At 51.0% G+C, this 11557-nt stretch carries 7 protein-coding genes and 1 pseudogene; 5 read left to right on the top strand and 3 right to left on the bottom strand.

The window, feature by feature from the left end:
* Nucleotides 1-171 precede the first annotated feature (171 nt).
* Nucleotides 172-2364 (bottom strand): catalase/peroxidase HPI, encoded by a 2193-nt coding sequence (gene katG / locus Dpoa569_RS12075; RefSeq protein ID WP_042869720.1) that lies wholly within the window; start codon nucleotides 2362-2364, stop codon nucleotides 172-174.
* A 547-nt stretch (nucleotides 2365-2911) separates the two neighbouring features.
* On the opposite strand from katG, the gene ftsI reads away from it, so the two are divergent.
* The 5 genes from ftsI (at nucleotide 2912) to Dpoa569_RS12050 (ending at nucleotide 8647) form a co-directional block, all read left to right on the top strand.
* Complete coding sequence (ftsI, locus tag Dpoa569_RS12070) at nucleotides 2912-4609, top strand: peptidoglycan glycosyltransferase FtsI (protein WP_042869721.1); 1698 nt, start codon at nucleotides 2912-2914, stop codon at nucleotides 4607-4609.
* A 109-nt stretch (nucleotides 4610-4718) separates the two neighbouring features.
* Complete coding sequence (locus Dpoa569_RS12065) at nucleotides 4719-5174, top strand: MarR family transcriptional regulator (RefSeq protein WP_042869724.1); 456 nt, start codon at nucleotides 4719-4721, stop codon at nucleotides 5172-5174.
* Nucleotides 5175-5274: 100 nt separating this feature from the next.
* Nucleotides 5275-6219 carry a helix-turn-helix domain-containing protein gene (locus tag Dpoa569_RS12060; RefSeq protein WP_407643797.1) on the top strand — a complete coding sequence of 315 codons (945 nt, stop codon included), beginning with the start codon at nucleotides 5275-5277 and terminating at the stop codon, nucleotides 6217-6219.
* A gap of 112 nt (nucleotides 6220-6331) precedes the next feature.
* On the top strand, nucleotides 6332-6817 hold the full coding sequence (locus tag Dpoa569_RS12055) for a DUF2501 domain-containing protein (RefSeq protein ID WP_042869726.1): 486 nt from the start codon (nucleotides 6332-6334) through the stop codon (nucleotides 6815-6817).
* Nucleotides 6818-7255: 438 nt separating this feature from the next.
* A complete protein-coding gene (locus Dpoa569_RS12050) occupies nucleotides 7256-8647 on the top strand; it encodes a methyl-accepting chemotaxis protein (protein WP_227983037.1) in 1392 nt (463 codons plus the stop codon).
* A gap of 556 nt (nucleotides 8648-9203) precedes the next feature.
* Here Dpoa569_RS12050 and Dpoa569_RS12045 read toward each other — a convergent pair.
* Together Dpoa569_RS12045 and Dpoa569_RS12040 are read right to left on the bottom strand one after the other, a co-directional pair.
* Nucleotides 9204-10406: an IS256 family transposase gene (locus Dpoa569_RS12045; protein WP_146411014.1), complete on the bottom strand. Its 1203-nt coding sequence runs from the start codon at nucleotides 10404-10406 to the stop codon at nucleotides 9204-9206.
* Between the two features lie 46 nt (nucleotides 10407-10452).
* Nucleotides 10453-11543 (bottom strand): annotated as a pseudogene (locus tag Dpoa569_RS12040) (IS3 family transposase).
* Between the last annotated feature and the right edge of the window lie 14 nt (nucleotides 11544-11557).

Here is an 11557-nt window from a genome sequence, read left to right as displayed (position 1 = left end):
TACTTATTGTGAATGTTTTATGAATATTCGGCGAGTGTATAAAACGAATGGAACAGAATGACGGTGTTTTCATATCAGGAACCTAAACTGAAGTGAGAGCATAGCGATGTTGACTGAGGATACGTTGGCTGGAGATACCCCGGCGTTAAGAACGCCGGGGTAGGGTAACGATTACGCCAGATCGAAACGGTCGAGGTTCATCACTTTAGTCCAGGCGTTGACAAAGTCATGGACAAACTTCGCCTGTGCGTCCGCACTGCCGTAGACTTCCGCCAGCGCGCGCAGCTGCGAGTGGGAACCAAAGATCAGATCGACGCGGGTGCCGGTCCACTTCAGGTCGCCGGTTATGCGGTCACGTCCTTCAAACACGCCATCTTCTGCTGCGGCTTTCCAGACGGTGCCCATGTCCAACAGGTTGACGAAGAAGTCATTGGTCAGCGTACCGGGTTGTGTGGTGAACACGCCATGCGGCGCCTGACCGACATTTGCGCCCAGTACGCGCAGCCCACCTACCAGTACTGTCATTTCCGGCGCGCTCAGCGTCAGCAGCTGTGCCTTATCCACCAGCAGGGCTTCGGCTGTCACGCTGTAACGACCTTTCAGGTAGTTGCGAAAACCATCGGCGATAGGCTCCAGCACTGCAAACGACTCAACGTCGGTTTGCTCCTGAGTGGCATCCATCCGCCCAGGCGTGAAGGGCACCGTTACTGTATGACCGGCAGCTTTCGCGGCCTGTTCTACCCCGGCTGTGCCAGCCAGCACGATCAGGTCTGCCAGCGATATCTGTTTGTTGCCGGACTGAGCGCGGTTGAATTCGCTCTGGATGTTTTCCAGCGTACCCAGCACTTTCGCCAGTTGTTCCGGCTGGTTGACCGCCCAGTCTTTCTGCGGGGCAAGACGAATGCGCGCACCGTTGGCGCCGCCGCGTTTATCGGAACCACGGAAGGTGGACGCGGATGCCCAGGCGGTAGACACCAACTGGGAAACCGTCAGGCCGGAGGCCAGTACTTTCGTTTTAAGATCGGCAATATCCTGCTCGCTGACCAGAGTGTGGTTAACGACCGGGATCGGATCTTGCCAGAGAAGCTCTTCGGCTGGGACTTCCGGGCCGAGATAACGGGCGCGCGGACCCATGTCACGGTGCGTCAGTTTGAACCAGGCACGGGCGAATGCATCGGCGAACTGATCCGGATTTTCGTAAAAACGGCGGGAAATCTTTTCGTACGCCGGGTCGAAGCGCAGCGACAGGTCGGTGGTCAGCATGGTAGGCACATGGCGTTTGGATGGATCGTGCGCGTCTGGCATTTCCCCCGCGCCTGCGCCGCCTTTCGGTTGCCACTGGTGAGCGCCAGCCGGGCTTTTGGTCAGCTCCCATTCGTAGCCGAACAGGTTCTGGAAGAAGTAATTGCTCCATTGCGTCGGCGTTTGCGTCCAGGTCACTTCCAGTCCGCTGGAAATGGTGTCGCCGCCTTTGCCGCTGCCAAACGAACTTGCCCAGCCCAGTCCCTGTTCTTCAATGCTGGCCGCTTCCGGTTCCGGGCCAACCAGCGCCGCGTCGCCAGCGCCGTGGGTTTTCCCGAAGGTGTGACCACCTGCGATCAGCGCCACGGTTTCTTCATCGTCCATCGCCATGCGACAAAAGGTTTCGCGGATGTCCTTGGCGGCGGCAACCGGGTCCGGGTTACCGTTTGGGCCTTCCGGGTTGACGTAAATCAGGCCCATTTGCACCGCGGCCAGCGGGTTTTCCAGATTGCGTTCGCCGGAATAGCGCTTATCGCCGCTAAGCCAGGTGGTTTCCGAACCCCAGTACACATCTTCTTCCGGTTCCCACACATCCGCACGCCCACCGGCAAAACCGAAGGTTTTGAATCCCATCGATTCCAGCGCCACATTGCCGGTGAGGACTAGCAGGTCGGCCCAGGAAATTTTCTGGCCATATTTCTGTTTAATCGGCCACAGCAGACGGCGTGCTTTATCGAGGTTGACGTTATCGGGCCAACTGTTGAGTGGTGCGAAGCGTTGCTGGCCGGCACCAGCGCCGCCACGGCCATCTCCGGTGCGGTAAGTCCCGGCGCAGTGCCAGGCCATACGGACAAACAGCGGGCCGTAGTGGCCGAAGTCTGCCGGCCACCACTCCTGCGAATCGGTCATCAGGGCATGAAGGTCTTTTTTGAGTGCGTCCAGATCAAGGCTGTTAAACGCCTCGGCATAGTTGAAGTTGTTATCCAGCGGGTCAGACAAGGAGGAGTGTTGGTGCAGGATTTTCAGATTCAGTTGATTGGGCCACCAGTCACGATTATCGGTGCCGCTGCCGGTAACAGGTGTGCTTTGGTGATGGAACGGGCATTTGTTTTCAGTTGTCATCGTTCTCTACCTTATTGCTATGTGTCTCAGGTCGTCCGGTCTGAACAGGTTGCCGGGCAATGCGCTGTGGACAGAAAATGGCTGATGCTACTTGTATGTGGTGTTGCGTCAGGGTCTGACGCAATAATTTGAATTTCTTAGCATCCTTTGGTTGAAATTCACTGTCTATCTTAGTCAGCGGCTGGTGAGAGATGAAATCGAATTTCGTGAATATTGTGATAGATGCTGGCTATTTAATTTTGGGAATTAATAAGTAAAGCAATTGTTAACGGTTCGATGATTGAGCACTATGACTGCCGGATTGTCAGGGCAGAGAGGAGAGGGGGACGATGCGATAGCGAACGTTTTTGCGGCAATGATTATTTTTATTTGTATCTTTCGTTGCAAGTATTAATGAATTACGTAGGGATGTTTCCTGCTTCTGTACCCATTGCTGATGTCATTTATAGTGCCGCCACACGATAAATCGGTATTTTTACCTCAGGTTATGCTCCGCAGTCGCTACGCACCATTGCGCAGTGTAACCGTATTTTAGTTGGCGCGGTTTATGCTCAAAAGACGTTCTGTCAGTGTAGGGGTGACCTATTTTCAGGGGCGCTTTGTTTTACTGTGTGTCGGCATTATGGTCTGCCTGATATTACTGGTGGCTCGCGTCGGGTATTTGCAAGTGGTGACAAGCCTGCAACTTGAAAAAGAAGCCAATCAACGTTCATTACGCGAACTGGTTATGCAGCCGCTGCGCGGCACCATCACTGATCGCAATGGTCACCCGCTGGCGGTCAGTGTGGCTTCCAATGATGTGGTGGCCGACCCAATCCATGTGTTGCAAAGCGACCCCACGCTCGCCGGTGCACAGTGGAACGCGCTATCCAGCGCGTTATCGCTGCCTCCAGGCACAATTAAACAGAAAATTGAACAGAATGCGCACCGTCATTTCCTCTATATCGGACGTCAGGTCGAGGCCGGGATAGCCGATTACGTACGCCAACTACATATTGGCGGCATCTCCACGCCGGTTGACTCCAGCCGCTATTACCCGATGAGTGACGCGGTTTCCACCCTCATCGGCATCGTCGGGTTGGATGGTCAGGGACTGGATGGCATTGAACGGAGCTTCAATAAGTTGTTGCAGGGAAAGCCGGGAATGCGGGTTTATCGCAAAGATCGTTACGGCAATGTAGTCAGCCTGATGGCCGACGAACCGGCGCAACAGGCGCCGACACTGACCCTGAGCATCGACAGCTATCTGCAATTCGTTCTGTATTCGCACTTGCGCGATGGCGTGCAACTGAACAAAGCCGACTCCGGAGCGGCAGTATTGATTGACATCAATACCGGCGAGATTCTCGGTATGGCCAGCTACCCGTCCTATAACCCCAACAATTACGAAGGCGAACCGCAGAAAAACATGCGGAATGTGGCGATATCGGACAGTTTCGAACCCGGATCGACGGTTAAACCGCTGGTCGTGATGGCGGGGCTGCAACGTCATCTGATAAGACCTGATTCAGTTATCGACACCACGCCTTATCCGGTGAACGGGCATCTGATTAAAGACGTTGGTCACTGGAGCCGGCTGACCATCACCGGCATTTTGCAAAAATCCAGCGATATTGGGGTGTCTCATATTGCGTTGGCGATGCCGGCAAACGTGCTGGTTGATCTCTACCATCGCTTTGGGCTGGGTGTTGCCAGCGGGTTGGGGATTGAAGGTGAAACTCGCGGTTATTTCCCACTACACCGTGAGCGGTGGTCTGATATTGAGCGCGCCACCTTTTCCTTCGGGTATGGGTTGCGCGTCACGCCGCTGCAGATTGCACGTGAGTACGCCACTATCGGCTCATTCGGTATTTATCGCCCGGTATCCATCACCAAAGTGACGCCGCCGGTTATCGGCACCCGTGTCATTGATGAGGATGTGGCAAAAACCGTGGTGCATATGATGGAGAGCGATGCCTTACCCGGCGGCAGCGGGGTAACGGCTGCCGTTCCTGGCTATCGTCTGGCGATTAAAACCGGGACAGCCGAGAAAATGGGGGCTGACGGCAAGTACGACGGCGGCTACGTCAACTATACCGCCGGGGTGGCGCCAGCCAGCAACCCACGGGTGGCATTGGTCGTGATGATCAATCATCCCGACGCCGGCAAACATTTCGGTGGTTCGGTTGCAGGCCCGGTTTTTGGTCACATTATGGGGGATGTGCTGCGTCATATGGACATTCCGCCGGACGCGCTTACGCCATAAGCCTTTGCCGTTCGCCGCGTCAACAGGTGGGGGGGGAAATCCAGATTGACATTTTGTTGACCAGGCATTAATTTCGAATTCAATTAATGCCTGGTCAGTTTTTTATCAAATGAACCATACGTCCGATGAAGCACTTTGCCCGATTGGCCTGCTGATCCACCTGTCAAACCAGTTCAAGGATCACTTGCTGAATGACTATTTTGCTGACAGCGACATCACCGCGCCTCAGTTCAAGGTCTTGATCAGTATCTATAAAGGATTAACCAGCCCGGTGGAAATGTGCAAAAACGTGATGATGGACGGTGGCGCGCTTAGCCGCATGATTGAGCGGATGGTGAAGCGGGAATTTATTGTGCGCCAGCCTCATCCCAGCGATAAACGGCAGGTGATTCTGGCGCTGACGGAAAAAGGGCGGGCAATTTGCCAGCAGTTTGAACAGGAAGGGATGCAGGTTTTACCGGCGAAAATCACTGCTCGTCTGACGCCTCAGGAGGTCGAGCAGTTGATTCGTCTGTTGACCAAGATGCTGCCGGATGAGGTGATCACGCGTTATTTACCCTACTGAATCCATTATTTTGGGCATTCCCTATGAGGCTAGCCGCGGTTGTCGCGCTGGTGTGTGAATAGATGCTGATGTCGGTTCCGTCATCGGCGGATGCGAAAGCGTGTTTCTGATAGTCAGTAAAGAGGATTTTGCAATGATGCTATCAACGATGCCATCTATGGTGAGATTTACTGCTGAGCTGGTTGGCTGGATAGAAAACCATCTTGAAAGCCCACTGATGATCAATGACGTCACTGCGAAATCGGGTTACAGCAAATGGCATTTGCAGCGTTTGTTCAAGAAAGAAACCGGTGTTGCGTTAGGGACTTATATCCGCAACCGGCGCTTGAGCAAAGCGGCGATTGAATTAAAGCTTACCAGTCAAACCATTCAGGATGTGGCGTTACGCTATTGCTTTGATTCCCAGCAGTCGTTTACCCGCACCTTCAAAAAGCATTTTGGCATGTCTCCTGGTCATTATCGCAGAGCATCATTCTGGGATTTCTCCAGCCTGCAACCGTCATTGAGGGCTGATACGGACTGGCTTCCTATCCCCGAATTAGTTGATTTGCCTGTCAGGCCGACAGAGACCTCTTTTTTTGAACATAGCCAACATATTGATGACTTTATTTCGGCGAACGATATCTCGCAAAGAATCCAATGGTGGGAACAGGCAAGCCACCAACAGGATGGCGAATATGCGGTCATTTATTCTTTTTCAACCGTGATTCCTGATGCCAATCGGGTTAACCGACATGTTCGGTTGGCGTATCACATGAGTGCTGTTGACCCACATGATCATGTTATTACTGATGGTGTTGACAGTCAGACGCAAACGCCGGGCGACCGTTATTTACGCTTTAGCTTTTCCGGCGACGAGCAGGAATATCAGTCGTTTTTGAAAACGATTTATCATCATATTTTGCCCGGTCAAGCCTATACCCACATAAATAGCGGGGTGCTGGAAGTTATCCGTTGCAGGAAAAACGAAAACGGCAAGATAGATACCGGGTATTTCGACGTGGAATATTATGCGCCGTTTGATCGAAAAATAAATCAGCAGTAATCATAGAATAACCGCTTACGTAATGGGGTGGTTTCAGTTTTATCGCATGGTGAGCTACCGAAGTGAAGGTATACTGCATCGCAGTTTTCGATCACAAAAGAGTAAGTGTGTTATGACAGTAATTAAACGTGTAGTGAAAACCATAGGGGTAGCCGGCCTGATGACGATAGCGGGTTATGTTCAGGCAGCAAGCTGGCAGGATTCTCTTTCCAATGCGACCAGCCAGTTAAACCAGAACAGCGCTGCATCTGGCAATATGAGTGAACTGAGCCGTCTGCTCGCCAGCGGAACACCATCGCTGAGTGCCGGTAGCATGAACAATGCTGCGGGTATCTTGCAATACTGCATAAAACAGAAGCTGGTTTCAGCAACGAATACCGAAAATATCAAAAATCAGCTGCTGAATAAGCTAGGATTGTCTTCTCAATCAGAACAGCAGAAAAAGACTGACTATATGCAGGGGCTGTCCGGCCTGCTCAGCACAGGCGAAGGGAAACAGCTAAATCTGAATGCAATTGGCAATACGCCATTGGGCGAGAAAGTTAAAACTAAAGCATGTGACATCATATTAAAGCAAGGTGTGAAATTTATTTCATGATGGAATCTTACCGTATGAAATATTGATAATATCAGGCCAGGGGTGATTCATCATCATCGATTATACCCTAAATAATTCGGGTTGCAGGCAGCCAACGCACCTGCAACTTGAAGTATGACGGGTATATAAGGCTCGTGATGAGCCTTATATACGAATGCTTTACTTGTCGTATCGTATGCGCGGGCGTTATATATCAATGGATTCCATTTTGACGAATCGATAGCATCATTTCGACCTGTAAAGATGATTTTCAACTCAGATGTTCAGGATAATGCTATCCCAAGTATTAAGGATCTTGATAAATCGATCAGTGCAGCCAGTGAATTGAATCTTGCGCTTTATGAATACCAAAGCGTAAAAGATGCCGGAAAATTACCGGAAATAGAGAAAAAAATTAATGTCCTGCTGGTTAATCTAAACGAATTAACAAATTATTACATGGCAAATGATCTGTCTAATGATGAAGACAAAGCGATGACGGTTAACGCACTGAATGACATTACTGCGGTTCAAAATGCATTACCGGCGTTTCTTGCTACATCCCGTTCGCAAGATAGTGCAGCAGCCTTGTCTTTGTTGCAAGGGGACAGCGGTGTGGGCGCGAAGGTTCGAAAACTGGTGAATGACCTGAAGGTCCAGATTGAATTAAACATCGACATCGGGAAAACGCTACGTAGTGAAAACCGCTCGATTTCTTCTCAGGTATTTTGGCAGATGATACTGTTTTCTTCCCTGATGATACTGGTGGTGGGAACACTGGCGGTGAAAATCATTCTGGGTGTCCGTAATAACCTCAACACGATGCAACGTGTCATGGGCGAGGTCAGTGAGTCGCTGGATCTGACACTGAAAGCGAATGATAGCCGTCAGGATGAACTGGGAAAAACCGCCTCTGCGTTTAATACTCTGATGACGCGCGTATCGAGTTCGCTGGCGGCGGTAATGTCGTCTGCGCAATCGGTCAGTTCTGCATCCAGTCAGATAGCGGCGGGCAATGAAGATTTGTCTGCGCGCATGGAGCAGCAGGCTGCATCGCTGGAGCAAACCTCTGCCAGCATGACATCGCTAAACGATACGGTTAAAGCCAGTGCTGAAAATGCGCGTCAGGCCAGTACGCTGGCGACTAATGCGAATACGCTGGCTGACGAAAACAGCCATTCGGTATCAGCGATGGTAAAAACGATGGATGAGATCAAAGCCAGCTCCTCCAAGATTTCGGATATCACCGGGCTTATTGAGGGAATTGCTTTCCAGACCAATATCCTGGCGTTGAACGCCGCGGTTGAAGCAGCGCGTGCCGGAGAGCAAGGCAAGGGGTTTGCGGTGGTTGCCAGTGAAGTACGTAGTCTGGCTCAGCGCTCTTCTTCTGCGGCCAAAGAGATTAAGGAACTCATCAATACTTCTGCACAATTGGTGGAAAGTGGTTCGATACAGGCGGCTGATGTGGGCGAAAATATGGGCAAAATGCAGGCATCCATTCGCCAGGTGGCTGACATTGTTTCAGACATGGCCGCTGCGACCATTGAGCAAAGTCAGGGGATTGGACAGGTGCATCTGGCTATTGGTCAAATGGATACCGTGACCCAACAAAATGCTGCGTTGGTTGAAGAAGCTTCCGCTGCGTCACAATCATTGCAAGAGCAAGCTTCAATGCTGAGTGATTTGGTATCGGCATTTAAAATCAGCCGCGACCACCATGACGTTATGGCAAAAAAAGTAGCGACTGAAGTGACGTCTGCCATGACAATAAAGCCGCAGTTAACCTCTGGCCTAACCTCTCGCCCAGCTATAGCTTCTCATCAGGCTAACGATAATTGGGATTCGTTTTAACGCTGCGGTTTGATCGCTTCCATCCTACAGCTACTGTTTTACACCAGTGGCTGTAGCCAGCAATATCGAGTTTCCGGTCAGTTGTATTTGCGACATATTGATTTGTTAAGAACACGCATGACGGCTCTCTTCGATTGCTGGTAAAAACGAAATCGAACCCGCTTTACCCGTATTTTTACCAGCAAAAGGGTATGGCTTCGAGCGTTTTTTGGTGAGCGAGGGTGAACCTAAAGAAGGGGGTAACCAATTGATAAAAAGCAAAAAAGCAGACCTCAGTGAACGTCTGCTTTCTTTAAATTGGCTCCTCTGACTGGGATCGCCTTTGCCAGTAACTGGCTAATAATTAAGCTAAATGAGAAGTTGCTTTCTGTCAAGACCACCAGAGTGACCACCAATAGGTACAAGTTGCATAAAGCTGGTTTGAATGCTTCGCTGTATTTGGTGATCGTTTATGTGGTATCTGCTGCGATGGAGGTGTAGCCAGCGCGAGCACTGAAGAGTGCTGTCCCATAGTGGAACTGGAGAGCGTTCAGAATTCTGTGTCACGTTAAAAATTCTACAACGTCATCACGTTATTTAGTCGCCCTTCAAAATAAATGGCCAACTGTGATAATGTCAAATTCCAGCTCTGGATGGGCATTGTCCATTTTTCCTGTGCGTTCATCAGCCCCAGATAAAGCAGCTTCAACAGACTGTTTTCATTCGGGAAAGCACCTTTGGTTTTGGTCAGCTTCCTGAACTGTCTGTGCACCGATTCGATAGCATTTGTGGTGTAAATGACTTTGCGGATATTTGCCGGATAGCGGAAGTACGCTGACAGATTGTCCCACTTGCGTCGCCACGACTGGAGCACCACCGGATACTGCAACCCCCATTTCGCTTCCAGCTCATCCAGTGCCATTTCGGCCGCTTCTTTTGACACTGCACGGTAGACTGGCTTCAGGTCGGTCATGAAGGCTTTATGGTGCTTTGAGGCCACATATTTAATCGAATTGCGTATCTGATGAATGACGCACAACTGCACTTCCGTCTGCGGATAAATGCTGTTTATTGCCTCTGGGAAGCCGGTCAGCCCGTCCACGCAGGCAATCAGAATGTCTTTAACACCGCGATTTTGCAGGTCGCTTAATACCGACAGCCAGAAGTTAGCCCCCTCACTTTCTGACAGATACAGGCCCAGAACTTCCTTTTTACCTTCCAGATTCAGGGCCAGCACGGTGTAAACCGCTTTGCTCTGATAGCGGCCATCTTCCCGAATTTTATAGTGAATAGCGTCCAGCCAGACGAAGGGATAAACCTGCTCCAGCGGGCGCTGTTGCCACTGTTTTAGTTCAGGGATGACTTTATCGGTTACTGCACTGATGGTGGCAGTGGACACGCTGAAGGCATATAAATCTTCGATCTCCCGGCTAATGTCCTGATAGCTCATCCCCAGTGCAAACAGGCGAATGATCTTGTGTTCGATCTCGTCGGATAACGTGGTCTGATGTTTTTTCACCAACTGGGGTTCAAAAGTGCCATTACGATCGCGCGGAGTCGCCAGCTCGAAGCTGCCCGTCGGGGCTTTAATGGTCTTTTTGCCGGAGCCATTTTTACGGTTAGCTTCAATGTCCTGAGCCAGATGAGAGTCCAGTTCCGCAGACAGGGCAGCTTCCGTTAACTGTTTGATTAAAGGCGTTAAGATACCATCTTTGCCCGTTAATGCCTGACCGGACTGGAGGGCTTTAAGCGCTTTATCGAAATCGAAGGGCTGGGACATATGTCATTCCTTTTTGATTGTATATTACTGGAATGACAAAGAATTTCTAACACTCCCTGGAACTGTGTTCAAAGAGAACTGACAGTACCGTTGATCTTGATCTCTTCCTAAATCGGTGCGAAGCTAAATCAGAGATCTGGGCTTTTTGCAGGCTTCGCACAAATTCCTCCGGAGTCTGGTTATTTAACGATGAATGCGGCCTGTGCCGGTTGTATTCATGTCTCCAGTGCTCGTATTTTCCTGAGCATCTTCCAGTGACAGGAACCAGTGAACGCTCAGGCACTCGTCTTGGTCGCTGCCGTTAAACGATTCTATCCGCGCATTATCTGTCGGTTTTCCTGGGCGTGAGAAGTCCATCGTCATGCCGTTTTCGTACGCCCACTGATCCAGCGTTCTGGAAATAACCTCGCTGCCGTTGTCGGTCTGCAGCTGTCCCAGCACTCGCTTCTATAACTGCTTCAGACGCTCCATGACCCCGACCACATCGTCCCCGCGCAATCCCTGACCGACTTAGATCGCCAAGCATTCCCGACTAAAATTATCGACTACAGTCAGCGCTCGGATCCGACGCCCGTTGAACCGATTATCAACCACGAAGTCCATGCTCCAGCACTGGTCTGTGCCGGTCACTTCCGGACGTGCCTGTCTGTGCGTCGTGCGGACATGCCGACGGGGACGCCTTGTCCGCAGATTCAGACCTTCCTGGCAGTAAATCCGGTGTGTTTTCTTATGGTTAATCAACCAGCCCTCCGACTCAGCAGAATATGAATGCGTTGCACACCGTAGCAAACGCGGGTTTCGGCAATTTCCCTTATCCGGTAGGTGACGGCCCGATCATCACGACAGCTGCGATAGTGGTACACCGTACGACTTTGCATCATCAGACGGCAGCCGCGATGTAGTCCGATACTGTACACTTCCAGCAGCCAGGCTGCCGCTTCAGACGGTGGTTCTCCTCCTCCAGTTGCCGCAACCGGCGCAACTCCACCACGGCCATGCCACCAAATTTCTTCTTCCAGTTGAAAAAGTGGCTTCAGAAATTCCTATCTTTCTGCAGACTTCGTCAATCCGCGCGCCGGTTTCGGCCTATTTCAGGGCAAACGCGATCTGGTCTTCGGTAAATCGTGACTTTTTTATGACGGATGACCTCG

Origin of the sequence: Dickeya poaceiphila (assembly GCF_007858975.2) — a bacterium.
Taxonomy (GTDB): domain Bacteria; phylum Pseudomonadota; class Gammaproteobacteria; order Enterobacterales; family Enterobacteriaceae; genus Dickeya; species Dickeya poaceiphila.
Note: the sequence above shows the minus strand (reverse complement) of the source record. Positions and strands in the feature narration are given on the sequence as shown.

Coding starts and splice junctions, on each gene's coding strand:
- katG (WP_042869720.1), bottom strand. CDS start 2,364: ATGACAACTGAAAACAAATGCCCGTTCCATCACCAAAGCACACCTGTT.
- ftsI (WP_042869721.1), top strand. CDS start 2,912: ATGCTCAAAAGACGTTCTGTCAGTGTAGGGGTGACCTATTTTCAGGGG.
- Dpoa569_RS12065 (WP_042869724.1), top strand. CDS start 4,719: ATGAACCATACGTCCGATGAAGCACTTTGCCCGATTGGCCTGCTGATC.
- Dpoa569_RS12055 (WP_042869726.1), top strand. CDS start 6,332: ATGACAGTAATTAAACGTGTAGTGAAAACCATAGGGGTAGCCGGCCTG.
- Dpoa569_RS12050 (WP_227983037.1), top strand. CDS start 7,256: ATGGCAAATGATCTGTCTAATGATGAAGACAAAGCGATGACGGTTAAC.
- Dpoa569_RS12045 (WP_146411014.1), bottom strand. CDS start 10,406: ATGTCCCAGCCCTTCGATTTCGATAAAGCGCTTAAAGCCCTCCAGTCC.